General features: G+C 63.2%; 24 protein-coding genes. 12 read left to right on the forward strand and 12 right to left on the reverse strand.

Features of this window, described 5'->3' with window-relative positions; translation table 11 throughout:
• The first annotated feature begins 138 nt into the window (after positions 1–138).
• The 6 genes from PQR27_RS22175 (at position 139) to PQR27_RS22200 (ending at position 3,944) form a co-directional block, all read left to right on the forward strand.
• Positions 139–1,155, forward strand: coding sequence for a hypothetical protein (locus PQR27_RS22175; protein ID WP_408525804.1), 1,017 nt, complete (start codon positions 139–141; stop codon positions 1,153–1,155).
• Between the two features lie 31 nt (positions 1,156–1,186).
• Positions 1,187–1,393 carry a hypothetical protein gene (locus PQR27_RS22180; RefSeq protein WP_408525805.1) on the forward strand — a complete coding sequence of 69 codons (207 nt, stop codon included), beginning with the start codon at positions 1,187–1,189 and terminating at the stop codon, positions 1,391–1,393.
• A 261-nt stretch (positions 1,394–1,654) separates the two neighbouring features.
• Entirely contained in the window at positions 1,655–2,329 is a 675-nt protein-coding gene (gene nthA / locus PQR27_RS22185) for a nitrile hydratase subunit alpha (protein WP_408525806.1), read from the forward strand.
• Entirely contained in the window at positions 2,326–2,997 is a 672-nt protein-coding gene (nthB, locus tag PQR27_RS22190) for a nitrile hydratase subunit beta (protein ID WP_408525807.1), read from the forward strand. The genes nthA and nthB overlap by 4 nt, the downstream gene beginning before the upstream one ends.
• Before the next feature lies 1 nt (position 2,998).
• Complete coding sequence (locus tag PQR27_RS22195; protein WP_408525808.1) at positions 2,999–3,367, forward strand: nitrile hydratase accessory protein; 369 nt, start codon at positions 2,999–3,001, stop codon at positions 3,365–3,367.
• Between the two features lie 133 nt (positions 3,368–3,500).
• Positions 3,501–3,944, forward strand: coding sequence for a hypothetical protein (locus tag PQR27_RS22200; RefSeq protein WP_408525809.1), 444 nt, complete (start codon positions 3,501–3,503; stop codon positions 3,942–3,944).
• Positions 3,945–4,046: 102 nt separating this feature from the next.
• On the opposite strand, the gene PQR27_RS22205 is transcribed toward PQR27_RS22200, so the two are convergent.
• Both PQR27_RS22205 and PQR27_RS22210 read right to left on the reverse strand, forming a co-directional pair.
• Positions 4,047–4,733 (reverse strand): Vgb family protein, encoded by a 687-nt coding sequence (locus PQR27_RS22205; protein WP_408525810.1) that lies wholly within the window; start codon positions 4,731–4,733, stop codon positions 4,047–4,049.
• Between the two features lie 9 nt (positions 4,734–4,742).
• Complete coding sequence (locus tag PQR27_RS22210) at positions 4,743–5,963, reverse strand: helix-turn-helix domain-containing protein (protein ID WP_408525811.1); 1,221 nt, start codon at positions 5,961–5,963, stop codon at positions 4,743–4,745.
• Between the two features lie 130 nt (positions 5,964–6,093).
• On the opposite strand from PQR27_RS22210, the gene PQR27_RS22215 reads away from it, so the two are divergent.
• The 3 genes from PQR27_RS22215 to PQR27_RS22225 all read left to right on the forward strand — a co-directional run bounded on the left by PQR27_RS22215 (position 6,094) and on the right by PQR27_RS22225 (position 8,976).
• On the forward strand, positions 6,094–6,861 hold the full coding sequence (locus PQR27_RS22215) for a DUF899 domain-containing protein (protein WP_408525812.1): 768 nt from the start codon (positions 6,094–6,096) through the stop codon (positions 6,859–6,861).
• Positions 6,862–6,869: 8 nt separating this feature from the next.
• The gene (locus PQR27_RS22220; protein ID WP_408525813.1) at positions 6,870–7,706 is read left to right on the forward strand and encodes a DUF2182 domain-containing protein; all 837 of its coding nucleotides are present in this window, start codon (positions 6,870–6,872) and stop codon (positions 7,704–7,706) included.
• A 292-nt stretch (positions 7,707–7,998) separates the two neighbouring features.
• Positions 7,999–8,976, forward strand: a complete 978-nt coding sequence (locus PQR27_RS22225) for a porin (RefSeq protein WP_494471439.1) — start codon at positions 7,999–8,001, stop codon at positions 8,974–8,976.
• Positions 8,977–9,036: 60 nt separating this feature from the next.
• On the opposite strand, the gene PQR27_RS22230 is transcribed toward PQR27_RS22225, so the two are convergent.
• The 4 genes from PQR27_RS22230 to PQR27_RS22245 are packed head-to-tail and all read right to left on the reverse strand — an operon-like array spanning position 9,037 to position 14,023.
• A complete protein-coding gene (locus PQR27_RS22230; protein ID WP_408525815.1) occupies positions 9,037–10,617 on the reverse strand; it encodes a TolC family protein in 1,581 nt (526 codons plus the stop codon).
• Positions 10,604–12,676, reverse strand: coding sequence for an FUSC family protein (locus PQR27_RS22235; protein WP_408525816.1), 2,073 nt, complete (start codon positions 12,674–12,676; stop codon positions 10,604–10,606). Before PQR27_RS22235 ends, PQR27_RS22230 begins: the two co-directional genes overlap by 14 nt.
• The gene (mdtN, locus tag PQR27_RS22240) at positions 12,657–13,706 is read right to left on the reverse strand and encodes a multidrug transporter subunit MdtN (RefSeq protein ID WP_408525817.1); all 1,050 of its coding nucleotides are present in this window, start codon (positions 13,704–13,706) and stop codon (positions 12,657–12,659) included. Before mdtN ends, PQR27_RS22235 begins: the two co-directional genes overlap by 20 nt.
• The gene (locus PQR27_RS22245) at positions 13,703–14,023 is read right to left on the reverse strand and encodes a hypothetical protein (protein ID WP_408525818.1); all 321 of its coding nucleotides are present in this window, start codon (positions 14,021–14,023) and stop codon (positions 13,703–13,705) included. The genes mdtN and PQR27_RS22245 overlap by 4 nt, the downstream gene beginning before the upstream one ends.
• 1,173 nt (positions 14,024–15,196) lie before the next feature.
• On the opposite strand from PQR27_RS22245, the gene PQR27_RS22250 reads away from it, so the two are divergent.
• Positions 15,197–17,521 carry a hypothetical protein gene (locus PQR27_RS22250; protein ID WP_408525819.1) on the forward strand — a complete coding sequence of 775 codons (2,325 nt, stop codon included), beginning with the start codon at positions 15,197–15,199 and terminating at the stop codon, positions 17,519–17,521.
• Between the two features lie 84 nt (positions 17,522–17,605).
• Here the strand turns inward: PQR27_RS22250 and PQR27_RS22255 are convergent, their stop codons facing one another.
• The gene (locus PQR27_RS22255) at positions 17,606–18,007 is read right to left on the reverse strand and encodes a DUF302 domain-containing protein (RefSeq protein WP_408525820.1); all 402 of its coding nucleotides are present in this window, start codon (positions 18,005–18,007) and stop codon (positions 17,606–17,608) included.
• A 306-nt stretch (positions 18,008–18,313) separates the two neighbouring features.
• Here PQR27_RS22255 and PQR27_RS22260 point away from each other — a divergent pair, with 306 nt between their 5' ends.
• Together PQR27_RS22260 and PQR27_RS22265 are read left to right on the forward strand one after the other, a co-directional pair.
• The gene (locus PQR27_RS22260; RefSeq protein ID WP_408525821.1) at positions 18,314–19,987 is read left to right on the forward strand and encodes an FAD-dependent oxidoreductase; all 1,674 of its coding nucleotides are present in this window, start codon (positions 18,314–18,316) and stop codon (positions 19,985–19,987) included.
• Between the two features lie 133 nt (positions 19,988–20,120).
• Positions 20,121–22,073 (forward strand): putative bifunctional diguanylate cyclase/phosphodiesterase, encoded by a 1,953-nt coding sequence (locus PQR27_RS22265; protein ID WP_408525822.1) that lies wholly within the window; start codon positions 20,121–20,123, stop codon positions 22,071–22,073.
• Between the two features lie 34 nt (positions 22,074–22,107).
• Here the strand turns inward: PQR27_RS22265 and PQR27_RS22270 are convergent, their stop codons facing one another.
• The 5 genes from PQR27_RS22270 to PQR27_RS22290 form a co-directional block, all read right to left on the reverse strand.
• Complete coding sequence (locus PQR27_RS22270) at positions 22,108–22,875, reverse strand: hypothetical protein (RefSeq protein WP_408525823.1); 768 nt, start codon at positions 22,873–22,875, stop codon at positions 22,108–22,110.
• A 10-nt stretch (positions 22,876–22,885) separates the two neighbouring features.
• Positions 22,886–23,752, reverse strand: a complete 867-nt coding sequence (locus tag PQR27_RS22275; RefSeq protein ID WP_408525824.1) for a DUF2092 domain-containing protein — start codon at positions 23,750–23,752, stop codon at positions 22,886–22,888.
• Between the two features lie 47 nt (positions 23,753–23,799).
• Positions 23,800–24,078, reverse strand: a complete 279-nt coding sequence (locus PQR27_RS22280) for a hypothetical protein (protein WP_408525825.1) — start codon at positions 24,076–24,078, stop codon at positions 23,800–23,802.
• A gap of 132 nt (positions 24,079–24,210) precedes the next feature.
• The gene (locus PQR27_RS22285; RefSeq protein WP_408525826.1) at positions 24,211–24,777 is read right to left on the reverse strand and encodes a lipid-binding SYLF domain-containing protein; all 567 of its coding nucleotides are present in this window, start codon (positions 24,775–24,777) and stop codon (positions 24,211–24,213) included.
• A gap of 233 nt (positions 24,778–25,010) precedes the next feature.
• The gene (locus tag PQR27_RS22290) at positions 25,011–25,658 is read right to left on the reverse strand and encodes a potassium channel family protein (RefSeq protein ID WP_408525827.1); all 648 of its coding nucleotides are present in this window, start codon (positions 25,656–25,658) and stop codon (positions 25,011–25,013) included.
• Between the last annotated feature and the right edge of the window lie 37 nt (positions 25,659–25,695).

Consider the following 25,695-nt stretch of genomic DNA (forward strand, 5'->3'; position numbering starts at 1 on the left):
TGTATGCGTCTGCTCAAGAAAAATGTGACGATTCAGCGAATTCACAGGCATATCCGGCCGCCGCGCCACAGTGCGACTGCTATTGGAATTTATATCGTACTTACATAGTAAAACTAATCGTTTTGCAGGAGTGGAGATATGTCCGCAGTGCCTTCCGTTTCTACCATCGCTACCGGTCTCGTTGGCGACGAGGCCGGCCATACGGCTTCAGCTGTTCAGCAACCTGTCTTGCAACCCTATGTCGATTCCGCCCGTTACGCAAGGTGCGTGGACGTTTCCAGACGCATCCGCTGGGACATCGATCGCGACGTGATTCGCCAGCGCGAATTCGACTTCACGAAGAAATTTCTGCCGGACAGCCTGTCGTTTGTCGAGTGGTTGCCGTTCCTGGAGATCGACGAACGCCGTCTCTTGTCGCAGATTCAGGGGCGCTCGTACGCGAATCTCTTCGGACTCGTGGAGCGCTTCATCGGCGCGAAAATACTTGAGGTCAGCCGTGACCACTGGCTGGGTGATCAGATCGCGCTCGAAGCGCTGGTGCGCTTTACCGACGAGGAACTCAAGCATCAGGAACTGTTTCGCCGTATCGAGCGCATGATCAGCGCCGGCATGCCGGCCGGGTACACGTTCGAGTCGCGGCCGGATGACGTGGCAGCGGTGGTGCTGGGCAAGTCGAGCTGGTCGGTGCTCGCGCTGACCTGTCTCATTGAATTGCTTACTCAGTCGCACTATCGGGCGAGCATCGAGCCGGACAACGCGCTTTCGCCCTTGTTCAAGGAAGTTTTCCTGTTCCACTGGAAAGAGGAGTCGCAGCACGCCATTCTCGACGAATTGGAATGGGTGCGCGAGAACGCGAAGATTTCGCCGCAAGCGCGCGACGCTGCCGTGGACGACCTGATTGCGCTCGTGAACGCAGTGGATGGCATCCTGCAAACTCAGTCAGCGGCTGATACGCGTTACTTCGTCGGACTTTGCAAGCGACCTATGATGGCGACCGAGGTCGAAGCCGTATCGGAGACAGTTCTGACTGCTTATCGATTCCAGTACATCGTGTCGGGCATGCAGATTCCGCGATTCGGCGAGGTGCTCAACGCAATGATCTCGCCAGCGCAGGCACTGCGAATCGATCAGGCGCTCGCGCCGATCATGGGTTAGCTGGCCATCGATCATCACGGAGTTTCGGATCATGGCGAGAACTCAACTTATCAACGAGGTGGGCGCCCTGGGAATCGCGGCGCTTGCGGAAGTCCTGGCTAGCAAAACTGTCGAGGGAATCGTAACCGGCGACTACAGTAGTGCGGCAATTGCGTTCGCCGACTACTGGGGTGACCGCGCGTGGATCACGTTGCGTGCCGTGCTTCAGGCGGCGGGTTTAGGACGATTTGCCCCCTGACACCCGTCCCGGCGTGGCCCTGTTCACGCGAAATGCCGAGGTGGTGGCAGGCTGTTTCCTTCGAGATGGAAGCGGCCTGTCACCGCCCGGTACCAAAACGGTAAGCGTTTCCTTATAAGCTTCAGCAGGCTCATTTCGCTGAGATATCGCAGATGAGCCTGACGACCAACTGGAAAGCGATCCACGCGTGCGCGGTCGAATTGCATTTACGTGTTGCGCCAACCATACTCATTGAGTTGGGCACTTCGCGGACGAACTCCGATGAGCGGTAACGATCCCCAAACTCACCAGCCAACGCACCCGCATGCTGAGGCGCACACTCACGACCACGCCGGCAGTACGTTGCCGGAGATGGAGTTACGTGTGCGCGCGCTCGAATCCCTGCTGGTCGAGAAAGGGTACGTCGATCCCCACGCGCTGGACGTGCTGATCGAGACCCACGAGCACAAGGTGGGCCCGCGCAATGGCGCACGCGTGATCGCGAAAGCCTGGTGCGACCCCGCGTACAGACAGTGGCTACTCGACGACGCCACCGCGGCAATCGCCTCGCTCGGCTTTGCCGGCAGGCAGGGTGAACACATGGTCGTGCTGGAGAACACGCCCACCGTGCACAACATGGTGGTCTGCACGTTGTGCTCGTGCTATCCGTGGCCGGTGCTCGGGCTTCCGCCGGTCTGGTACAAGTCGGCGGCATACCGCTCCCGGGCGGTCATCGACCCGCGAGGCGTGCTGAAGGAATTCGGTTTTGAATTGGCGGCCGAAGTCGAGTTTCGTGTGTGGGACTCCACTTCGGAGGTCCGTTATCTGGTGTTGCCCATGCAGCCTCCCGGAAGCACTGGCTTCTCCGAGGAAGCGTTGGCAGAACTGGTGACACGTGACTCGATGATCGGCACAGGTTTGCCGAAGACGCCTGAACCCGGACGGGAGTCCGCATGAACGGTGCGCAAGACCTCGGCGGCATGCAGTCGTTTGGACCGATCCGACCGGAAGCCGACACGCTGATTTTTCACGCGGACTGGGAGCGCCACGCGCTGGCGATCACGGTGGCGATGGGCGCAGCCGGCAAATGGAACATCGACATGTCTCGTGCCGCGCGGGAGAGCTTGCCGCCCGCGCAATATCTGGCCAGCAGTTACTTCGAGATCTGGTTCGAAGGCCTGAAAAAACTGCTGCTGGAAAAGGGGTTGGTGACGGCGGAGGAACTCGCCAGCGGCAAGTCGAGTAGGGCGCCGGCGCCGGTCGCTCGCGTGTTGATGGCAAATGAAGTGGTCGCTGCGTTGCGCCGGGGCAGCCCTGTCGATCGTCCCGCGGCCACCAAAGCACGCTTCGCAGTTGGCGACGATGTCCTGACCCGTCGGTTCAATCCCGCCACGCATACCCGTTTGCCACGGTATTGCCGCGGCCGGCGAGGTCGCATCATTACTGTGCACGGCGCGCACGTTTTTCCCGATTCCAATGCAATCGGGCTCGGCGAACAGCCGCAATGGCTTTACACGGTGCGCTTCGATGCGTCGGAACTCTGGGGGACGGATACGACTGCGGCATCGGTGTGCGTCGATTGCTGGGAACCCTATCTCGACGATCCGGGCACTTCGCCAGTCTGAGATGACGCAGACCCGATCGAACCTTCCCGAGTTGCGCGCTGCCTTGCCGGCACTGCCGTGCGACGACGCCGGACCCGTTTTCAATGCGCCCTGGGAAGCCCAGGCGTTTGCCATGACGCTGAGCCTGCACGAACGCGGCGTGTTCACCTGGGCGGAATGGGCGGAATGTCTGCACCTCGCAATCTGCGATGCGCAGGCCGCCGGCGACCCCGATCAGGGCAACACTTACTACAGTCACTGGTTGACGGCGCTGGAGCGCATCTGCACCAGCAAGGGGCTGCTGACCGACCGCCTGCTCGAGCATCGCCAGCACGAATGGGACGTGGCTGCCCGACGTACGCCACATGGGCAGCCGATCGAATTGCGATGAGCGTGCGCCTAACTGAAACGCCTGCCTGAAGCGTATGGTTCGCTGACGCTCATACGTAAATGGCGAAATTCTGCGAGACTGCTGACTCGGGCGCGTTCAGCCTATGGGCGCCCGCCGCTCAGGCACGGTCATCATGGCAACCGGTTTTCTACACGCAGTCGCTGTCATACTCGCCGCTGGTGCGGGCGTCTGCCCGCAGGCGTCGCACGCGTATGCGCTCGATGCGCAATTCGATTGCCGGGCGCGTCCCCATACGTTCATCGGCGAACTCATCGATGACGGTTACATCGAGTCGAAGCCAATGCACGTCGACACGAATTCAGTGAACGCGTTTCGACCCGTACATGGCAGCGACATGACGGTTTTCGGCTTTCGGGTCTACGTCGTTCTTGGCTACGAGCAGGATGACGAGATGTTCAAGCAGGGCCACGGCAAGGCGCTCGCGGCCCCGATCTACGGCGCGGTACTGTCCGCGCCGAGCGAGGCGGTCGAAACGCGCGTGCGTGAAGCAGGCAGCAACGCCACCGTGCGCTCGGTTATTCCTTTGTTGCTGACCGCCGTGGTATGCAATCCGTGACGCGTGATGCCTGAAGCGGACGTTGTTCAAAGTCTGGGAAATCTACGTGCAATGGCTGGAGACACCGCGCCGGCAGAAATCCTGGAGGGCTGGCCGCCCCGACTACTGGCTCGTCAAATCGACGGGCATCCCGGCGTCGCTGCCCGCCTCGGAGTCTCGTCCAGGCCGGCGCACAGCTCTCACTTTGCCGCTGTTGCCACCGCCGCAAAAAAACTGATCGCCGCCATCGGATTCGAGCCCTGACACGCCAACACCCTCCGGCATCTCGAGGCTTTCCAGGACTTCTCCCGTGCGGGGATCGATCCGCCGCAAATCGCTGGCGTCATTTTCCCAGGTAGCGTGCCAAAGCTCGCCGTCGACCCAGGTGACACCGGTGACGAAACGGTTGGACTCGATGGTACGAAGAACCGCTCCGGTTTCTGGATCGACCTGGTGAATCTTGCGCGCCTGATACTCCCCCACCCAAAGCGTGCCCTCGGCCCATGCGAGCCCCGAGTCACCGCCGTCGCCCGGCGCCGGAATGGTGGCGAGCACGAGGCCGGTACGCGGATCGATTTTCTGGATGCGACCCTCGGCGATCTGGAACAGGTGCTGGCCGTCAAAGGCGGTGCCCGCATACGCTTCGACATCGATTGAACGCAGCGTTTCGCCGCTCGTCGGATCAAGGGCGTTGAGCTTGTCTCCGCTAGCGAACCAGACATGCTGACCGTCATACGTGACTCCGGCCACGCGGTCGATACCCGGAAAGGGGCCGTATTCACGGATGATTTTGGCGGCTGATCGATTCATGCGTCCATCCTAGTCGTCTGGTAGTGGAGCGGGGAGTAACAACGTCGTCGCGAATCCCGCCACGGGAGGTGTCATCCAGCGACGCGCTCGCCCACGCCCAACCGACTGCACCTTGCCGGCTGCGGCAAGCGAGTCGAGCGCACGTTGCACGGTGCGCTGGCTCGCGCCGACCACGAGCGCGAGCGCCGAGCTCGACCACGACTCGCCGTCGGCGAGGAAGGCGAGCACGCTCGCATACTTTTCTTCCACGGGCCGCGCCAGCACGACTACCTCAGTTGCGCCGCGCGGCACCAGTGCAAAGCCTCGTTTTGTCGCGCTCACGCCGGCCAATGTCCCCAGCATCGAGCGAAGCCGCCCGAGTTCGACGCGTAAGCGCGCGCGGTGCGATTCGTCGGCGTGTTTTGCCCGGAACGCCCGTGCGACGAGGGCGTCTCTGGGCACATCGTCGGGCCACGCTTCGGCGAGCGCGCGTGCAAGCGCGAACAGGACCGGACGGCTCGCGAGCGAGACCACCGTGCGTGCGTCGCGCACGGCATGGCGGCACGCATCGACGACCAGCGCCGGCGACGCCAGCAACGCTTCAACGTCTTCGAGCAGGAGGGGGCGTTCTTCGCCCCGCGCGATGAGGCGCGCAGCGGGCGTGCTCAGGACGAGAGACGCGCTAGTCACTTCCGCCATGAGCGCGGGAATGCCGGCGTGGCGCGCGGCACGCTCAGCCCGGACAAGCGCGGCATGCGCTGTTCTGGTGTGGAGGCGTCGCATCGCAATCCCGGCGACGACCAGTTCGTGGGCGGCCCGCAACGCGGGCGGGAAGGGCGTAGCGTCGAGCGCGGCGACCGCCCGTTCGGCCTCGTCGAGGCGTCCAATCAGCAGCAGCCGTCTGACCTCGAGATAGCGTGCATGCGCGGCGTTCAGCCGGTCGCCGTGGGCTTCGAGGGTCGCGCGCGCCGCGTCGAGCGTCTTCGCGGGCCAGTTGAGTTCGCGTGAGGCCAGCGCAATCTCGGCTTCGGCGACGACACAGCGTGCGCGCGCCACAGGATGTTTCGGTCCGAAGCCGCGCGCTGCGCTTCGCACCAGCGCCTTCGCCCGAACCAGATCGCCGAGTTGCGCCATTGCGATGCCGCGCAGCGCGAGCGACGACGGGTCGTCGCGCAAGGCGACCTGGTTCAGCGCGCCGAGCGGATCACCTGCCGCGAGCGCACGCGCCGCGGCTGAGACTAGCGAGTCCATGGTCTATTCGAATCCCGCCACACTTGTCACTCCCAGCGATCAGAAGCCCGGTACTAATCTAGCACGACCGCCAACCCATACGTCGTCTCGACAACTGAGCAAACGACGCAGGATACCTAAGGAGGGAAGCATGAATACGACACACACCACCGGAACACGTCAAGCGTGGCTCGCCGCACGGATCGAGTTGCTCGAGGCGGAGAAGGCGCTGACGCGGCAGAGCGATGCGTTGGTACGCCAGCGCATGGCGCTGCCCTGGGTTCGGATCGACAAGCCATACCGGTTCGAGACTGAAGCGGGAAGCGCCTCGCTGGCCGACCTCTTCAGGGGGCGCTCGCAGCTGATGGTCTACCACTTCATGTTCGGGCCGGACTACAAGGCGGGATGCCCGTCCTGCTCGGCGATCGCGGACGGATTCGACGGCGTCGTCACCCATCTGGCGAATCACGACGTCACGCTGTCAGCGGTATCGCGGGCGCCGCTCGAAAAACTGCTGACCTACAAGCGTCGAATGGGATGGGCGTTTCCATGGGCGTCCTCGAACGGTAGCGACTTCAACTTCGACTTCAACATCGCGTTCACCGAAGCGCAGCAGCGCGAAGGGAGCGTCGAATACAACTACCGGCGCGGCGGCCACGCGATGGACGCGGCGGAAGTCCCGGAACCCGTCGCCCAATTCGCGGCCACCTGCGGAACCGACGCGGCGACGTACACGCTCGACCGACCGGGCGTGAGCACGTTCGTCCTCGAGGACGGCGTGGTCTACCACACCTATTCCGCCTACGCGCGCGGCGTGGACGGTATCTGGAGCATGTACCAGTGGCTCGACCGCGCGCCCAAGGGACGCAACGAGACGGGTCCCTGGTGGAAGCGCCACGACGAGTACGAGAAGCGCTGAGGCCCGCCATGAGCGACGTTGACGCAGCGAGGCGCTGGGGCAACTCCGGGCGCACGGTTTCCGCGCAAGGTTCCGGGCTAGCCTTCTTCGGTATATCGGCGCTCATCGTCGCTGCCGGCGCGGCGGCGACGATCGTCTGGTGCGCGTCCATGTCGGCGCTGGGCGACATGCCGATGCCCGGCGGCTGGACGATGTCGATGACGTGGATGCGCATGTGCGGACAGAAGTGGCCGGGCGCCGCAGCGTCGTTCCTCGGCATGTGGGTCGTGATGATGATCGCGATGATGCTGCCATCCCTGACACCCACGCTGTGGCGCTACTACCAGACGGTCGACGGCATGGGCGAAGCACGTCGCGCCCGGCTGACGGCGCTGGTGGGCTTGGGCTACTTCTCGGTGTGGACCGCGCTCGGCGCGACTGTTTTTCCGCTCGGCGCCACGCTGGCGGCACTCGAGATGCAACTGCCGGCGCTGGCGCGCGCGGTGCCTGCGGGCGCAGCACTGACTGTCCTGATCTGCGGGGCACTGCAACTCACCACGTGGAAGGCTCGTCACCTTGCGTGCAGTCGTGAGGCGCCGGGCTGGGACCGTCCGTTGGCGAAGCACGCTGGTACGGCCTGGCGATACGGGCTGCGTCTTGGGCTTCGTTGCACTGTCGGTTGTACGGGGTTGACGATGGTTCTCCTCGTCGTTGGGATCATGGACCTGCGCGTGATGGCCGCCGTGACAGCAGCCATCACCGCCGAACGTCTCGCGTCGCGTGGTGAGCGCGTTGCGCGGGTCATTGGGATTGCACTCGTTGGGACAGGCTTGTTCATGCTTGCGCAAGCCGCCGGGATTCGCTGATCGCCAGAATTGAAGCTGATTTTTTTCGAAGTTAGACTGTCCCGATGCTCATTGGACCCGCACCTTCATGCGACAGCGGCCGGCACGCTATTTCGGTGCCTGGCATCGTGTCGTGCGTATGGTGCGCAGCGCGCGGGATCGTGGCGTGTCGACCGGCGCCCGTGCATGCCATTCAGCGACGCAAGGCTCGACGCAAACGTCGCGAAAGCAGGCGCCGGTGACGCGCGGCGCCGCGTGTATCCGTCGACTGATTCTGTGCGCCGGTATCGCCGGCGCGAGCTCGCTGTTCGGTATGCCGCTCGCTGCGGCGCAGGACGGGAGCGTGGTCTCCCTATACGGCGTGCTGGATACCAGCCTGGAAGTCACCAACCCCGGATCCGGCTGGACGGCGCGACTGGACTCCGGTGCCTACCGCGGTTCGCGGGTCGGATTGCGCGGTAGAGAGCAGCTCAGTGCCGACACCTATCTGGTGTTTACACTGGAAAACGGCTTTAGCACCACCGACGGCACGTTGCAGACACCCGGCGTTCTCTTCAACCGGCAGGCATGGATCGGCACGCGCAGCACGTGGGGAGAAGTGCGCGTGGGCCGGCAATACTCGCCACTCTACATACCGTTCAAGGGCGACCTGGATGCGTTCGGCGCGGGCACGATCGCGTCCGGACTGAACAACCTGTCGAAAATCACGCCCTACACGAATAACGCGATCACGTATCTGTCACCGCTTGTCGGCGGATTCGACGCCACCGTGATGATGGCCACGCGCGATCCGTCGGAGAACGATGGCAACGGCATCGACGGATACTTTGTCACCGCCGCCTATCAGATCGACGCCCTCCGACTTTTGTACGCCCGTCAGCAGACGCATGGCGCTAGCGCGCTGCGAGCGAATCTCGGCGGCGCGACGTACGCCATCGAAAGGGTCCGCGTATGGCTGGCCTTTTTCAACGGCGATGGCGGCACGCCGCTCTATCATGGCGAGGGCGGGTCGCTCTCAGCGCAATACACGTTTTCGCCGAACGCGCGCGCATCGGTGGGTTATGCCCACGTGCGCGATCTGACCGGCGCGGGCGCAAGTGCGGACCAGTTCAGCGCGGCGTTCGAATACGATGTGTCGCGCACGCTGCTGTTCTATTTCAGCGCGGCCTATCTGGCGAATCACGACGATGCCACCTTCACCCTGCGCGGTGTCAACGTGATCGGGCTGCCGGTGGCGTATCCCGGCGCGCCGGTTAAGGGCATGCAGCTAGGGCTGATCCAGCGCTTCTAGCCTGCGCGCTTTTCTTTCGTCCAGCGGACGGTCGACAAGGTCCGCAAGACGCTAAGTGCGTCACCAGTTGGATTGAGTCGGGATCGAATCCACTGAGCCAGTCGCGAGCGCGAGGGCTGCCGCAGCCGACAAAGCACTGCTGTAACTATTCGCGTCCGCGTTCTTCGCCGCCAGCAGTTGGTTCTGCGCAAGCAGCGCGTCGGTGATCGAACCGACGCCTTGCCGATACGCGTCGAACGCGGCGTCGTACGTTGTCTGTGCGGCGGCGAGCAGGTCTTTGGCCGCGGCGTGCGCGGCGAGACTCGTCTGCAGCGTGTTCTGGGCGGTGACGATTTGCCGGACGGCTTCTTCGCGGCTTCGGGCGAGGCGGGTGGATGCGCTGTCGGCATCGTTGCGCGCCTGGGCGAGCACCGCCGAGCGCAGGCCGCCGTCATACAGCGGAATCGTCACGCCGACGATCACGCTGCCGCCGTAACGGCTGCCGCTCAGGTTGACGGTCGGCATCTGCTGGCCAATGGCGGGGACCGCGGAAATCGACGAGCTGCCGGTGTTGTATGCGCCCGAAGCCGAGACGAACACTTTCGGCATGAATTCCGACTCGGCCACCTTCACCCTCGCCAGGTTGACACGCTCGGCCGCATACGCGCTCAACACGTCCGGGCGGCGGGCAATCGCGGTCGCGACGATCCGGTCGATCGAATCGTTCGTCGTCGCCGGCAGCGTGTGCGCCGGCATCGCCGCGATCATGGGTTTCGATAACGGAGAAATCCCCATCGCGGAGATCAGCGCCAGATAGCTGTTGCTTTCGGCGCCCTGCGCCTCGACGAGCGCGAGCTTTGCCTGCGCCCGATTCTGGTTGGCCTGCGCCACTTCGATGACGGTTCCGATGCCGTGCCTGTAGCGCGACTGGGCGGCGGTGAGGATCGCGTCGGCGTTGTCGAAACCTTGCTGGGTCGTGGCGATGCGGGCCCGCGCGGCCTGGTACGCGTAGAACGCGACGCTGACGTCGAAGATCACCTGCTGGTGGACCGCGGTGAAGCCGATATTCGCTATCGTCGATGTCTGCGACGCGGCCTCGACACGTGCGGCACGTCCGCCAAAATCGAATAGCAGCCATTGCAGCGCCACCACCGAGGTTGTGCCATGGCCCGAGCCGGTGATCGACGAATCGCCGAGCACGGATGAATCCGAACCGTGTGCGCCCGCGTATTGCCCCATCGCCGCGAGCGACAATTGCGGAAGGTAGGCGGTCTTCGCGATGCCGGCCGCGAGCGCTGCATTGCGCGCGTCGTTCCACGCAATACGAGTCAGCGGGTTCGCCGATTCCGCCAGGTCGATCAGTTCGGGCAGGCCGTATGCATGCGCCTGCTCCAGCGCCGGCGGAGGCGGTACGGCGGCGAGAGCGGGATTCGCCGGCAACTGATAGCTGCGTGCCGACGCCGCCGATACGGCCGACGCACCTGATGCACCTGCCGCAGCCGACGCCGGCGGGCCGGGGACGATGGCGCCGGCCGCGTCCGTTTGCGGTTGCCACGGACGGTCCGGGTTGTCCGGCGCCATATCCAGCGACGACGTGGCGCATCCGGCCAGACCCGCCGCGGCCAGGATCACCAGGGCGAATGGAGGGTTAAGCCCGCGCATGAGTCGTGAGGTCCTTCGCCAGGTCGTCCGACGCGGCGTGTTCGAGTTGAGTGAGACGTGCATCGCCGAGATTCAGCAAGGCGGTGCGGATGGTGTCGGCTGCGGTATCTGCATCTGCATCTGCATCTGCATCTGCATCTGCATCGGCATGTGCACCCGACGTGGCCGGTTGCACTGCGGCGGCACTGCCGGGTTCTGCCGGTTGCGGCGGTAGATCGTCAGCCACGCGTCTGAGCCAGTCATTGATCGCCGAATCGCCCGGCCGACGTTCAGCGAGCAGGAACATCGGCCCTGCGAGCGCGTCGAGCCTGGCCAATGAACCGCGTCGCTCCGCGATCCACTGCGGGTCCGGGCGAACCCACGACGGCTCGTAATGCATCAGCGCGAGGTCCTGTTCCAGCGCGCCGCACTGCGCCATTGCACTCGCGGCTTGCGCCCGGCGCGTGCCGGCATGGGCCAGCGCCGCCAAGCGCTCCCACTGCTGCTGTAACGCGCTGAGCGTGGTGTCGACCCGCGTGGCAACGCTGACCGGCCACACGCGGGTGAAGACCAGGTAGACGACCACATTGCCAAGCAGGATCCCGATGGTGCGATCCCGTGCGACCGTCAGATCGTAACCGGGCGCCGCGCCCTGGATCACACACATGAAAAACACCAATGCGATCTGGAAGCCGGCATAAGCGATGCGCGGCGAACCGAAAGCGATCCACGCCGATAGCCATGCACCGGCCAGCACGAGTCCCATCAATCCGACGACGGAGGTCAGCACCGGCGTGACGAACACGATCGCAGCGACGCCGAGAAGCGCGCCCATCAGACAGCCAATAATCCGCAGCGTCATCTTCTCGACGGTCTCGGCGGTGGTGCCGAGCGACACCATGTAGACCGTGATGAAACAGGTGTGGATACCCGGCCAGTTGATCTGCGAATAAAGCAGATAGCAGAACACCGCCGCCACGGTGGTCTTCAGCGCATAGCGAACGTGCTCGGGATTGGTGAAGGCATCGGGCAGGAAGAACCCGCCACGCTTGCCAGCGGCAGGCGGCGGGGTTTCAGTTTCCACTGCGGTTTCGACCACGGCGAAGCGGGTGATCGCATCACGCAGATTCTCGACGACGATGCGCGCAAGCGGCGTGAGTTCCGTGAGTTCCGTGAGTTCCGTGACGGCCGGCAGGCTGAGTTCGATGTCGACGGGATAGCCACCCGCCTCGAGCATCGCGGCCATGTTCTCCAGGGTCCCGACAATCGGCCCGACGAACGATGCCGGCAGTCGGCCCGACGGGTCGCGCGCCGCGAGATCGGCGGCGACCAGGATCGCCAGCGTCGACGATACGGCCTGCCGCAGCGCGGGGACATCCGCCCGCGCCGACGATCCGTCGGCGACGGAGAGTTTCAGCCAGGTGCCGATCTGCGCATCGCCTTCGCGCAGACACGCGCCGAGTGCGTCGCGTGTTGCATCGGGCGCGGCGAGGCTCCCGGCTGCGAGCCGCAGGCGCTTCGCCAGTTCGCGGCCGGCGAGCGCCCGCGGCGAGGGCGCGACCACGAGGTTGACGCAGATCGAAACGCCGATCGGAATCGCGACCATCAGCCAGGCGTAGAGCAGGGCACGCGTCGCCACTTCGCCGAACGGCACGCTGCCGAGTTCGTCGAGCGTAAAGCCGACGATCATCGCGAGGATCGCGCCCACCGGCCGCAGCTTGCTCGCCGACGTCACGAACAGCAGGCCGAACGACAGCACCGTAATGCAGGCCACCCGCCAGAGGGGATTGTCGAGCGCGAACGCGGCCACGACGACTACGAGTCCGATGATCAACGTGACCAGCAACAGCAGAGCCGTGCTCAGCACCACGCTCATCACCCGGTCGGGGCGGTTCAGGAAGAACACCACGTAGGCGGAGATGGCTGCTTCCGGCGTGCCGTAGGCGCTTGTCACGAACACGGTGAGCGCGCAGATCAGCGCGATGCGGGTTGCCATCGCCGCTCGCCCCGGATAGGGGGCGAGCAGTTTCAGGATGTCGGCGGGGCCCGGTCGGGCGAGATCACCGGCAGGCTGCGCCATGCCGGACCTCGACGATCGCACTCGCACCGATGCGGACCAGCCGGGCGGCCGGCTCGTCGAGACGCACACGCACGGGGAAGCGTTGGGCGACCCGCACCCAGTTCACGGACTGCTGAACGATCGGCAGCGTGCGCGGCAGATTGATCCGGTCCGAATCGGCAACGCCCGCGCTGATACCGACCACTTTGCCGTGAATGGCCTGGCTTCGATCGATCATGGAATAGACAGTCGCGCAATCGCCGGGCTGGATCCGTGCAAGCGCCGTCTCGCGGAAGTTCGCGACGGCGAACCATTCGTCCGCATGCACGAGCGTGAAGATCGATTGATTCGGCGCGACTGTCTCGCCCGCCAGAACCGACAGCCCCGTGACGAAGCCATTGTGGGGCGCCCGTACGACCGTTTCGTCGAGACTGTGCTGCGCGAGCGCAAGCGCCGCCTCGCGCGCATGCACTGTGGCAATAGCGTCCGCCTCGTCGCCGATCGTCTGCGCGGTCGCGTGTTTCTGCGCTTGCGCCTGTTTCAGCGACAACTCGGCGTCGTGTTGCGCGACTTGCGCCTGGTCCAGTTGCTGGGTCGGCACGTAGCCCTTCGCCGCGAGCGGCGTGAGCCGCCGCACCGTGCGCGACGCCAGATCGTAATTGTGTGCTGCCTTGCCGCTCTGGTCGTCGGCGATGACCGCATTCGCGCGTTCGCCGACGATCGTCCTGCGCCGCGTGGCGAGCGCCGCGCGAGCCAGTCCGAGATCGGCCTGGGTCTGCGCCACGAGGAGACGATACGGGGCAGGGTCGATCTCGAAGAGCACGTCGCCTTTGGCGACCCGCTGGTTCTCTTCGACCGGGAGCCGGACGATCCGGCCACCGACCGGCGAGGCGACGTGCACGACGTCGGAGTCGATCGTCGCGTCGTCCGTCGACGGAAACCGGGTCGTCCGGTCGTATGCGTAGTAGATTGCCGCGAGGCCGACCGCGACGATCACGCACGCGATCACGCGACCTTTCAGAGGGGCCTTGCGCACGCCGGCGATTTTCATAAGAGCTGTCCTGTTCCCGCAAGCCAGAAGAGTACGGCGACTGTCAGGCCGACGGCGAGGCAGACCGAGAGCTGGAACGGGACGATTTGCGCCCACCCCGTGGACACGAAGATCCGGTGTGCGATCAGCGCGCCCACCAACCCGAGCACAGCACTTAGCAGCCAGAGCGGAAAATATGCGCCAAAGATTTCATACGACGGTGCGCCCCGCAGCGTACATCCTTGCAAAGACAGGGTCAGCGCGGTGATAGCAGGAAGATGCCGCGTGTGAAGCACGGTCGAGTGGCAGGCGCTTCCTTGATTTGGCTTGAGCGGCATGAGGGCGCGGCGAGGTGAGTGAGCACGTTATGGAATCAACGAAATCAGGGGCACTTTACCAGCGCGGTAGCTTCATTTCGACTTTTTCAATCCGAGTGCCGCCTCGGGAAAAGGTGAACGCGCGATCGCAGGTCGTCAACACATGCGGATCGGATGCCTGACCGCGCAAAGCCGTTTTCTGTCATGTGTCATGTATGGGTTCGTAACGGCAGCGCCTTGATAAATCAGACGTGACTGCTGCGGGCTGCTCGTGAAATATTAAGCGATCGTGTTCGTATATTTATATTAATAATATGAAACAGATTAAGTTACGTTACTTTGACGTATTTTATTTCGTCATATAAATCAAAGATTTGTCTTTTGTCGATGGATGGAGGCGGAGTCTCCCCCAGTTTCACTGCTCTGGGAAATGGTCGGGAACGTCGGCCCGAAAAATTCCCGGAGTTATTGCTTATCGCCTTTGTGCCGATGACGTTGCACGGGTGAAACGTTTATAATTCCTCTGCAGAAAACGGGGGCTGTAAGTAATGCCGGTCTCGCGCGCGATTTTTGGTCGGCCCGGTAAGAGTTGCGTGAACGACCGGCGCGCGGTTGCAACGCGGTTGGAACGAGGCACACCGCCTAATAGTCCGTTTTCGGGTTCTGAACGGCGCCGCCGGGTTGGGGACGCCTCGAACGGCGCGGGCCAACGGCGCGGGACCGTTGCCCATCAGTGGCGAGGACAAAAAGGGACTTGATCGATCAGTCAGGCATCCTCAATTTTGTCATTGCATGCGCTGAGCGGAAATCTGTTTGTCACCCTGACGGTCCGTTGGACAGCCGGCACTAGCCTTCCCTGATGGTGCGGGTCCGCCTCGTCGGACTCATGGAGCTTCGTCGAGACAGCCCCATGCGTTAAATGGTAAGTAATACGTAATGTTTATGTGTTGATCGCTGCCAGATCGGGGTGCTCACCGCGCCCCGTCTGGCGGCGGCCAGCACACGTTCGAATGCCCAACGGTATCTGCTAACGGATACGGGCACATCGGCAGCGTCAGCTTCGTCAGCAATGAACGCAATCATCGCGTTCGCCGGTTCACCTCTCTCTGTACTCAACAACGCCAAAGCGGACGGCTTTGCTCGATCTTGCTGAATCCTCGGGGATAACCTGCTTTTTAGCGATACATACGGACAATGACGAGAAATTTGAAATTACTGGGGGTTGCGGCAGCAACGGTGTTCGCATCGTTTGGTGCGGAAAACGCGCAGGCCCAGGCAAGCACCATCACCGTCGCAGGACTGCAATACAAGTTGTGCGCACAAGAGTATGGCAATTGCTCATTCCTCGGGACAGCCTCGGTGGTGTTCGGTGCGGTTCCGCCCAACGCGCCGTCGGTTATGTTGACTGCGCCGCGTACCATCAGCAACGGCGTAGGTTGTTATGTCGGCGCGGTTTCGCAGACAGATCCTGCGTTTGGTTATGGCAAATCATGCTGGGTTAGAGCGGTAGCCGCCGGCCCGACTCCGACTCCGACTCCGACTCCGACTCCGACTCCGACTCCGACTCCGACTCCGACTCCGACTCCGACTCCGACTCCGACTCCGACTCCGACTCCGACTCCGACTCCGACTCCGACTCCAACGCCAACGCCAACGCCAACGCCAACGCCGACACCCACACCCACACCCACACCCACACCCACACCCACACCCACACCGACGCCGTCCCCGGCTCCCGGCAGCTCGACCCTCTCGTGCAGCACGCCGACGCAAACATCCGGCGGGAACGCGAACGGATCGATCAGCGCCGACACGCCTACCACCGACGGCCTGCGCGTGTTCCAGAACAACGCACCCTTCAAGCTCGCGATTACCACGAACGCACCGAGCGCGGACACGGTCGTCTGGTCCGTCGCGGATTCGAATGGCGCGATCAAGGCACAGGGCAGCTTTGCGGTTAAAGCCGGTACGCAGACCAGCACGATCCCCTGCACGTCGACGTGGTCAGGCTATGGCGCATTGACGGCGACGCTGCGCTCGAACGGCGGCACGTTGCCGACGAGCGGTACGCGTCCGCAGGGCATTGCGACGTTCGGCGTGTTGCCGAACCTCACGCCGGTGCTAGGCACGGTCACGTATGCCCATCAGGATCAGCACCGTTTTGGCATGCAGGGCTTCAATGGCAACATCGCGGCGCTGCATGATCTGGGCATCTCGTGGACCATCGACGACCGGGAAGTGTCGGCCATGGAACCGAACGGTCCCAACACGTACACGCCAAGCGTGAATGACCTGAATCCCTTCTATAAGGCCAATCCCGATCAGATGCGCATCGTGCGTCTCGATGGACTGCCTGCCTGGGATTCGAAGACCGGCCAGTTCAACGACAGCTACTATGCGCCGTCGAACATGCCTGAGTTCCAGAGCTTCATGGCCAAGGTCGGTACCGATACGAGCCTGATCCGCGCGGCAAACTACCCCAACCAGCAAAAGAACTACTATCAGGTGACGTGGGAGCCGAGCCTCGGCTGGGCGGATAGCGACGCGAATTTCGTCGCCATGTACAAGGCGGCTTATCAGGGTATCCACTCGACCGATCCGAATGCCGTCGTGATGGGCACCGGCAATCCGTTCCCCGCGAATTGCACCACCTGCACGACCGGCTATCTGCAGAAGTTCGGTGCGCTGGGCCTGTGGAACTATATCGATGCGGTCTCAACGCATGGTTACTGGAACGCCGGCACCTTCCCGTCCCATCCGCCTGAATTGCAGGACTCCGATCCGGATCCGGCGAACCAGGCCAACGCGCTCGACAACCAGATGACGCAGTTGCGTTCGGTGATGCAAGCGGGCAAGCCGAATATGAAGCTGTTCTTCACCGAAGCAGGCACGAGCTACGATCCGGGTATCAAATACGGCGCCACGGGACCGTCGCAGAATCAGTTGTTCGCTCATGCCGCAGTCGGCGTACGCTCGCACATCATCGTGCTTGGCGGTGGTGCGCAAATGACGACGCTGTTCTACGGTTCCGACTACCCGGGCGAAGTGGGATACGGCACGTTCTTCGACCTGAATGATGCACAAGGCGCGTACGGCGCATCGAACCTCTCGCCGAAGCCCGAAGCCATGGCCTTCGCCACGATGACACGTGTCCTCGACGGTACGAATACATTGGGCCGGGTCACGGGTACGCCGTCCGGAACCTTTGCGTATGCGTTCCAGCAGCTCGGCAACGGCAAGGTCGTGACTGCTGCGTGGACGCACAGCAATGCCCAGTGGCCGACGAGCAATGGTCTTTACAGCCAGACCTACTCGACCAGCTACACGCTTCAGGTGGATGGCGCCGGTACGTCGGGCAACGTGACGAAGATCGATGGTTACGGCAATACCAGCACGCTTGCCTATACCAACGGTAAAGTCACGCTGACCCTCACCGAGGTGCCGCAGTACATCGTGTCCAACAACGCGACGGTTGCCAAGGCCAACGCGACTGTTCCGCTCGGCTATACGGGCCAATAAGCAGGCAAGACTATTGGCGCGCCGCTCGATGGACCTGGCGGCGCGCCGATAGAACTACCGGCCTGTTACTGCGTCAGATTCGACTCAATCGGCCGCGGCCGCCAGCACCAGCGCGCCGATACCGTCGAGCGCTTTCATCAACTCCGCGGGCGCGCCATGCCGCGCCTGCAGATAGCTCGTCGCGTTATACGAGAGCCAGACCTGGCCGTCGGCGTCCTGCCACACCAGCACCTTGAGCGGCAGATCGAGCGCTGCCTTCGGCACCGCCTGCATGAGCGGCGTCCCAGCCAGCGGATTGCCGAACACCAGCAACTGCGACGGCAGCATCGCCAGCCCCGCGCGCTGCGCATCCGCGGCAAAATCGATGCGGGCGAACAGAATGAGGTGCTTCGCGTCGATCAGAGATGCGAGTTTGCCGGCGGCTTCTTCGACCGTGCGGTGCGAGCGCACCGTGACGATGCCGTCATCTGCGGTTTGAGGGGACATTGCACAGTTCTCCGGGAATCGCCATAACGAAGGCGAATGTGAGCGCAAGCGGTTCACCGATCGCTCGCCGCGTACGTTTTGCGTGCTTGCTGGTCTGCTTGCCGAGTGTACCGCCGGGCCCAAAAACGCGCTTTTCTGCGCTGACCGGACGAGACCATCCGGCACCCACCCTTGTTCATCCGCAATTCCAGCGACGAGATCGATGATCGCGCGAGCCAATTGCGTCTCGCGACCGCAGGTAACATATCCATACTGGATGCAGCAGTTCCACGGCAAAGATCGCGTTCTGACTGGATGAGGTATGTGATGGGCAACGACGCTTCGGGCAATTCCAACGAGCTGTCATCAGGCGGCAGCCGCTACCACCAGGTCTATCCCACCCTGGATGAAAGCCAGATGGCGATACTGGAGCGCTACGGCGAGCGGCGAAAGCTGAAGGCCGGCGACACGCTTTACAGAGAAGGCGACCGGCACGTGCCGATGTTCGCCATCGTCTCCGGCACGATCGAGAGCTCGAGAGCGTCCCTTAGCGGCTCGAAGAAGAAGGGCACGCATGGACCCGGAAGCTTTACCGGCGAGGTCGGCACGCTTGCTGGCCGGGCGGCGGCGGCATCGGCACGGGCGATTTCCGATTGCGAGGTCATCGTGATCGATGAGGAATCGTTGCGCTCACTCGTGATTGCCGAAGCGGAGTTGAGCGAAACGATCATGCGGGCCTTCATCCTGCGGCGCGTCGCTTTCATCCAGGGCCAGCATGGCGGCGTGATGGTGATTGGCAGTACAGCCTCCGCCAAAACGCTTCACCTGCGCCATTTTCTGAGCCGAAATGGGCAGCCCGCGGCGTACTTCGATATCGTCGAACATCCCGAAACGGCAGAACTCCTGGCACGTTACGAACTAACGGAGGCCGACATTCCGGCGGTAATCACGTTACAGGGCGTGGTACTCAGGCAACCCACCCACCGGGCCGTGGCCGATGCCATCGGCCTGAGTCCGGACCGGCTGGACGGGCAGCGCTTCGACCTCGTGGTGGTGGGCGCGGGACCGGCGGGTCTTGCCGCCGCGGTGTATGCCGCATCGGAGGGGTTGAACGTAGCGGTGCTGGATGCCAAAGCGCCCGGCGGGCAGGCAGGCACGAGTTCGAAGATCGAAAATTACTTTGGGTTTCCCACCGGCATATCAGGGCAGGCGCTGGCGGGCCGCGGCCTGTCGCAATGCCGCAAGTTCGGGGCGGAAGTGGGCGTGCCCATCGAAGCACTGCAGATCGACTGCACGGATACGTCTTCGTTTCACATCGGGCTCAATCACGAAGAGAGCGTGTACGCACGCGCCGTGGTCATTGCTACCGGCGCGCGCTACCGGAAGCCGTCGCTTGCGCGACTGGAGCATTTCGAGGGCCGCGGTGTCTACTACAGCGCAACCTTCACGGAAGTCAGCTTCTGCAAAAACCAGCCGTTGATTGTGGTGGGCGGTGGCAATTCGGCCGGGCAGGCCGCGGTGTTCCTCGCGAGATTCGCGCAGCACGTGCATGTCGTGATTCGCGGCGACGGACTCAGCGCGAGCATGTCGAACTACCTGATCAGGCGCATCAACGCCACAGGCAACATCACGCTTCACACGCGGACGCAGATCGTCGAGTTGTGTGGCGAATCCAGACTCGAGTCGATCAAGTGGGATTGCCAGGGTCGGATCGAACACAAGCCGATCCAGCATGTATTCCTGTTTCTCGGCGCACAGCCGAGTACCGGGTGGCTTGGCGACTGTGTCGCGCTGGACAAGGATGGCTTCGTGCTAACCGGCGGCGATACGAGTGGCAAATGGGAGGCGGACCGGCCGCCGCACTTTCTGGAGACCAGCCGGCCCGGTGTTTTTGCGGCTGGCGACGTGCGCAGTGGCTCCGTTAAGAGGGTCGCCGCTGCCGTAGGCGAAGGCGCGGCCGCCATTCAGGCCATTCACCAGTATCTGGCCCGGCTTGCGTGACGCCGGGGTTTTCACACTCACAGGGAATTGACGGCCGGTCCGCTTACATTCAAATTACGCTGACGTATTGTGTTACGTAATAATTGCGGGGCACAATGGGTCACGATCCACCAAGGTCAAAAATGTGCAGGTCATGGCTTTCAGCGAACCAAGGTCTCCGTTTTTCAAGTGGCTCGTATCCTCCGCTCAGGACCTGAGCGCCGGGAACCGGCAAATACTGCTTGCCAATCTGTTCACGCGAACCGCATCGATCGTATTCGCGTCGATTTGCGAAATCAGTGTCTGCGCAACCGCCTGCTACCTCCAGCCCAACGCCCTGTACGCAGGGTGGGGGAGCGCCGTCATCGCGTTGCTGGTGGCTCGCCTCGTATTGATCCGGCTATGTTGCAGCCGCAGCGCGCGCAACCTGCCGACACCTACTTCAGCCTTCCTGTTCGTCAGCATTCTGTGGAGCGCTCTGTTCGGTTTCGGCAGTCTGCTGTGCAATATCAGCGGAAACCAGACACTTTTCCTGCTCGGCAATGTTTGCGCGGTCGGCGTGGTCGGCGGCCTGGCCGGACGTAACTCAGGCACGCCGCGGCTCGTCCTCATTCAGATCACGTTCATTCTCAGCCTGCTGGGCCTGGGGGCGGCGCTTTCGCCAGGCTCCGGCAAGCTCGTGCTGCTATTTCAGGCGCCATTCTGTGCGGCGGGATTTTTCACGGTTGCGCTGCGCAGCAATCGCGACACCGTCGCGCTGTTGCTGGCGCGCGAAACGAGCCATCGCCTCGCCGGGCACGACAGCCTGACCGGCTTGCCCAATCGCGCGGGCATCAACGAAATCCTGCAGGAACGCACCAGCGCGAATCCCAGGCGCCAGGATCGGTCGTTCGCGGTTCTGCTGATCGATCTCGACGGCTTCAAAGCCATCAATGACAGCCTCGGCCACGCCGCCGGAGACAAGATCCTGCAGGAAGCGGCGACCCGCCTGTGCGAAGTGTTGCCAGGCGGTGAGTTCGTCGGGCGTCTGGCCGGTGACGAGTTTGTGGCGATTTGCGACTGCTCCACACCGGCCGGCGACATCCTCGTGCTGGCCGACCGAATCGTAAAAACGCTCGCACGTCCTTTTGCGTTGAGCGAGGCGCTCGTGCATATCGGCGCGAGTGTCGGCGTCTCCCTGTACCCCGAGCATGCGAAAAGCGGGCCGCAATTGCTGATTTGCGCGGACCGCGCGCTGTATGCGGTGAAACGAAGCGGCAAAAGCGCATTCGCCGTGTTCGATGCCAGCCGGCACGCTTCGGACGAAAGTCTGAGTCTGCTGCGAAGCGACCTGGAAGGCGCGCTGCGCTCTTTCAACGGCTTGCGGATGGAGTATCAGCCCATCATCGATCTGAGCAGCGGCGCGGTCGCGGGCCGCGAAGCGCTGCTGCGCTGGACGCACCCGACGCGCGGCGAGTTGTCTCCCAGTTTCTTCATTCCCACCGCGGAACGCACCGGGCTGATCCTCGCTCTCGGCGAGTGGGCGTTGCGGCAGTCATGCCGGGAAGCGGCGAAGTGGCGCGACGCGGCCACGGTCGCCGTCAATGTGTCGCCGGTGCAATTGCGGGAAGCGTCGTTCGCGGCGACCGTCTCGGCGATTCTTCGTGAGACGGGGTTGCCACCCGCGCGCTTGAACATCGAGGTCACGGAAACAGTGCTGCTGAGCGACGATACCGTCACCCGGCGCAACGTCTCGGCGCTTCGCGCGCTGGGAATCGGTCTTGCACTCGACGACTTCGGAACCGGCTTTTCAACCATGTTGACGCTGATTCGCTTCTCATTCGACAAACTCAAGATCGACAGTTCGTTTGTCAGGGAGTCCGTGCATCGGCGGGAATCCGCTGCCGTGGTGCGCGGCATCGTGGCGCTGGCGCGGGAAATCGGCCTGCCGACCACGGCCGAAGGCGTCGAAACGCAGGAGCAGCTGGACTTCGTGCGCCATTGCGGCTGCACGCATGCGCAAGGCTTTCTTCTTGGCAGGCCGGAGGTGGGCGACGCGATTCCACGCATTGAAGAAAGGCTCGCGCACGCGTCACTACGCACGGCAACAACGCCTTCGACGAAGTGAACTGCACGCGTAAATGGCCGTGCGTCATGCCGTTTTACGGCGCGGGCACCACCCGGTAGTAGACACCGTTTGCGCCGTATGCGGGCTGAAACCAGGTGTTGCCGCACAGCTCGTAAGTCGAGCCATGAACATTCGGCGAGATGCAGCCCGCGGGCAGCACCGCATAGACCGCGCCCATTGCAAAGCTCGCACTGCTGGTGGCAGCGCCTGCTGCCACACCGGCGTTGTACGCGTTCGACGTGGCCGCCGCCGTGTTGGCGGAGGCGATCGCGGCGCCCGCCACGACACCGACGGCCACGCCCGCCGCAGCGGCACCCGCAGTGGACCAGCCACCGCAGTTGTAGCATTGGGAGCCATAGCTGTTCACGGTGACGGGTGGATGGTAGGCGGGGTAATGCGCGCCGTAATAGGCGCTGTGGTAGGCCGTCGCTCCCGAGGCACTCGTGTAGGTCGAGTAGCCGGAACCCGTGGCATGGTACGCGCTGCCGCCATAGGCGTTGGTGGCGGAAGTGCCCTGACCGTACGTGTGGGTCGCGGTGCCGCCATACCGGTTGGTCGCGGTGGTCTGCCCCGAGCCTTCCTGATGAGTGGCCGTGTCGCCATAACGGCCCGTCGCGGTCGTGCCCTGTCCATAGGTGTGGGTTTCGCTGCCGCCGGCATAATCGCTGCGGGTCGTCGACCCCGAACCGGGCGCGTGGGAGACGCTGCCGCCGAACGCGCTCGCATGCGACCACGCGTCCGCATGAGCCGGAACGAGCGCCGGGATGAGCAGGGCCACCAGACGGATGACGGCGTTCCTCATGTGCGTCTCCTTACTGGGTTTTTTGACGCAAGACTTTCGGCGGCGGCTTCATACCCGACGCAGGCATTGCGTCCGGGCGCGCAAAGGCAATGTGCGCCGCGCTGCTGGCGTCCGCCGCGATGAAAGCATCCGCCGGCACGGCGATATCCAACTGCCAGTTCGACAATTCCAGCACGTGGCGCAAGCGGGCGCGATCGTTCAGGTAGACGGCGTAAATACGCCGTGGCAGCTTGTCTTGCGCACCGATCCAGATCTGCACGAACACATCTCCGGTGACGTACGCCACCATGTCGGTAGTGATTCCGCCAATAACATTCGACTGGCCGATATAGAAAGCCGTTGTCAGACCGTCGGCGATGTCCTTGTACGGATCGGCGACGATGACATCGGTGAACGGAAAGTAGATCGCACCCGTATCGTATGCGGCCTTGAGCGCACCATCGATAGTGGGGGGCGCGTCGGCAATCGCGACGAGCTTCTCTGCTGGCGCGAAGGCCGTCATGGTCTTGCCGTCGTAATAGAAGTCGGACGCAGGGCCGTCGCCGAGCGTGACGACCCGCAGCTTGTCCGGCCGCTGTAGCGTGACATCCGATCGGGTCGAGTAGACGAGCGGCGGACCGAGACGGCTGGGGCTTTCATACGAGACGACCGCCGTGAACGACATCGACTTGGCGGCCGCGAGGCGCGCGCACGCGTCCTTGAGGATCTCCACCGCGCGCGGCTCGAGCCCTGGCTTGAACATCAGCCCGGCGTTGTTCATGCCCGGTTTGGCAGCGGTTTTCGAGGCGTGGTGCTGCTGTTGGGCATGGCCACCCACGGTCAGTGCCAGGCCGAGTGCGAGCGCCGCCATGCGCGCGAGCAGTGTCGCGTAGGTCATCTGTGCCTCGCTGAGTCAGACCGCTAACGGAGTGCGCCCGACGGCACTCATGGAATCATGCCGCATTCGAACAGTTTGTTTGCAACCGGAGCAGCCACTTTGTCGATGAAGGCGGCCCGCATTTGCGGATCGTCGTGCAGCACCTGCAAGGCTTGCTGTTCCCGCTCGGACTTGGGACGGGCCTTGCCCTGCGCGCGTTCCTGCCACAGTTGCTCACAGGACGATCCCTGGTACTTCTGAATGACCTTGCTCGCGGCCATGTCGAGAAGCGGAAATTGTTGCGCGATGGCAGCGCCTGCTAGCAGAACCGCTGGAATGATCGCCAACCGTTTGAGACGCCTCGCCATGGTTCGGCCCTCGCTTGTTGCATGGATGATGTTGCAGCGAAAACGCACTGCGGTGGCACGAGGCTCCGGCGCGGCATGGATGCTGCCTGACGGGAGCCGCCGTGCTGCGGGTTACGGAGTGTATTTCGAGATCTTTTGACCTTGCACGCCGAGACCGGCCATCAAGCCCTGCTGGCCAAAGATAAACGCGTAGACATCCGACTGCAGTGTGGTGGTGGTCATCGATTTGCCCATGCCGGCGTCCACGACCACGACGCTCGGGCCCATGCCGACCGACCAGCCGTCACTCGTGTTGAGATAACTGAGAGCCGCATCGGTCATCAGGAACATCGCTTCGGAGAACGTTTGTCCGCCAGCCTGCAAGCCATAGGAAACCGCACGCGCCGTGTAGTAGCCAAGCACCGTGCCATCGGGGCCGAACATCACGCCCTTGCCACCCTGCGCGCCGACAATGAAGCCCGCCTTCAGAATATCGGGGAACACCAGCACACCCTTTGCCATTTGCTGCAGCTGTTTGGTCCGCGGTGCACTGTCCACCAGCTGCTGTAGTGACGCGCGTGCTTTCGCTTCGAGCTCCGGGTCAGTTCCCGGAGCCGCACCCGCCTGCTGCTGGGTCGAGCAGGAAACCGCAAGTAGCAGGAGTGGGACGGCGAGGATAAGCCGAAGGTACTTGAACATGTTCATGCTCCATTCAGGGAAATGACGTCACGGTGTGAACGCGGCTCGCGCGTCGGATGCTTCGCGGCTTGAACAGATCGTGATCGCGCGGCCGATGTCGGTTGCAGTTCGCATCAGCTGGAATAAATAGTGGTGTTGGCAACAGGTAAAGACAATTGGACCTTGGTCCAATAACGACCCGCCACGTAACGGATAAGACGCGGGTATGACGCGGGGTACGACGCGGCACCGGCTTACGGCGGGTCTTGTCTGGGATCGCCCGCGGCGACGTGCAGCGACACGAGGCGCGCAAGTACGATGGCCGGATAGAGCTGACCGATCAGCGCCTCGAGAATGGCCAGAGATCTGGCTATATGCGTGACCGGTGTGATGTCGCCGTAACCTACCGTCGTCAGCGTCACAAAGCTGAAATAAATCCACGTCGCCCGATCGTTCTGGGCGCTTCCATGCGCAATACCCGCATAGGACGCAGGTATGTGACTATTGACGAGTTGACAGGCCTCCGCCCATACGACACCCATCAATATGTAGAGCGCGACCGCGCCGAGGATCCGGTCGAACGTCGCTCTGCCAGTACTGAATACCTTGATGCCGACAACCATGGCAAGAATGCCGAGCGACAGAAGCGCTGTGACATCGAGCAGGCCCGGAATCCTGTCGAGGGGAAGCAGCCACGCCGTGCCGCGAATCAGGATGGCCACGCCGGCGGCCAGCGCGACAGTGAGATATTGCGTGCGACGGTCAGACACCGCCGCGATGCCGCTCAGCAGGATCAGTGACAGCAATACGTCTCGCGCCGTTCGCACGAACAGGCTGCCGGGTGCGAGCGCAAACGGGATGACGAACACATCGACCATGAGCAGGCAAAGGAGTAGCGCCATGCTGCCGATGCGCAACCGTCCAGTGCGATCGCGTCGC

The sequence above is a fragment of the Paraburkholderia fungorum genome (genome assembly GCF_046027215.1).
GTDB lineage: Bacteria > Pseudomonadota > Gammaproteobacteria > Burkholderiales > Burkholderiaceae > Paraburkholderia > Paraburkholderia fungorum_D.

Coding starts and splice junctions, on each gene's coding strand:
- PQR27_RS22245 (WP_408525818.1), bottom strand. CDS start 14,023: ATGCCGCTCAAGCCAAATCAAGGAAGCGCCTGCCACTCGACCGTGCTT.
- PQR27_RS22205 (WP_408525810.1), bottom strand. CDS start 4,733: ATGAATCGATCAGCCGCCAAAATCATCCGTGAATACGGCCCCTTTCCG.
- PQR27_RS22275 (WP_408525824.1), bottom strand. CDS start 23,752: ATGACCTACGCGACACTGCTCGCGCGCATGGCGGCGCTCGCACTCGGC.
- PQR27_RS22260 (WP_408525821.1), top strand. CDS start 18,314: ATGGGCAACGACGCTTCGGGCAATTCCAACGAGCTGTCATCAGGCGGC.
- PQR27_RS22215 (WP_408525812.1), top strand. CDS start 6,094: ATGAATACGACACACACCACCGGAACACGTCAAGCGTGGCTCGCCGCA.
- PQR27_RS22235 (WP_408525816.1), bottom strand. CDS start 12,676: ATGGCGCAGCCTGCCGGTGATCTCGCCCGACCGGGCCCCGCCGACATC.
- PQR27_RS22250 (WP_408525819.1), top strand. CDS start 15,197: ATGACGAGAAATTTGAAATTACTGGGGGTTGCGGCAGCAACGGTGTTC.
- PQR27_RS22200 (WP_408525809.1), top strand. CDS start 3,501: ATGGCAACCGGTTTTCTACACGCAGTCGCTGTCATACTCGCCGCTGGT.
- PQR27_RS22210 (WP_408525811.1), bottom strand. CDS start 5,963: ATGGACTCGCTAGTCTCAGCCGCGGCGCGTGCGCTCGCGGCAGGTGAT.
- PQR27_RS22285 (WP_408525826.1), bottom strand. CDS start 24,777: ATGTTCAAGTACCTTCGGCTTATCCTCGCCGTCCCACTCCTGCTACTT.
- PQR27_RS22265 (WP_408525822.1), top strand. CDS start 20,121: ATGGCTTTCAGCGAACCAAGGTCTCCGTTTTTCAAGTGGCTCGTATCC.
- PQR27_RS22230 (WP_408525815.1), bottom strand. CDS start 10,617: ATGCGCGGGCTTAACCCTCCATTCGCCCTGGTGATCCTGGCCGCGGCG.
- PQR27_RS22180 (WP_408525805.1), top strand. CDS start 1,187: ATGGCGAGAACTCAACTTATCAACGAGGTGGGCGCCCTGGGAATCGCG.
- PQR27_RS22220 (WP_408525813.1), top strand. CDS start 6,870: ATGAGCGACGTTGACGCAGCGAGGCGCTGGGGCAACTCCGGGCGCACG.
- PQR27_RS22255 (WP_408525820.1), bottom strand. CDS start 18,007: ATGTCCCCTCAAACCGCAGATGACGGCATCGTCACGGTGCGCTCGCAC.
- PQR27_RS22175 (WP_408525804.1), top strand. CDS start 139: ATGTCCGCAGTGCCTTCCGTTTCTACCATCGCTACCGGTCTCGTTGGC.
- PQR27_RS22270 (WP_408525823.1), bottom strand. CDS start 22,875: ATGAGGAACGCCGTCATCCGTCTGGTGGCCCTGCTCATCCCGGCGCTC.
- PQR27_RS22290 (WP_408525827.1), bottom strand. CDS start 25,658: ATGGCGCTACTCCTTTGCCTGCTCATGGTCGATGTGTTCGTCATCCCG.
- PQR27_RS22195 (WP_408525808.1), top strand. CDS start 2,999: ATGACGCAGACCCGATCGAACCTTCCCGAGTTGCGCGCTGCCTTGCCG.
- nthB (WP_408525807.1), top strand. CDS start 2,326: ATGAACGGTGCGCAAGACCTCGGCGGCATGCAGTCGTTTGGACCGATC.
- nthA (WP_408525806.1), top strand. CDS start 1,655: ATGAGCGGTAACGATCCCCAAACTCACCAGCCAACGCACCCGCATGCT.
- mdtN (WP_408525817.1), bottom strand. CDS start 13,706: ATGAAAATCGCCGGCGTGCGCAAGGCCCCTCTGAAAGGTCGCGTGATC.
- PQR27_RS22225 (WP_494471439.1), top strand. CDS start 7,999: ATGCCGCTCGCTGCGGCGCAGGACGGGAGCGTGGTCTCCCTATACGGC.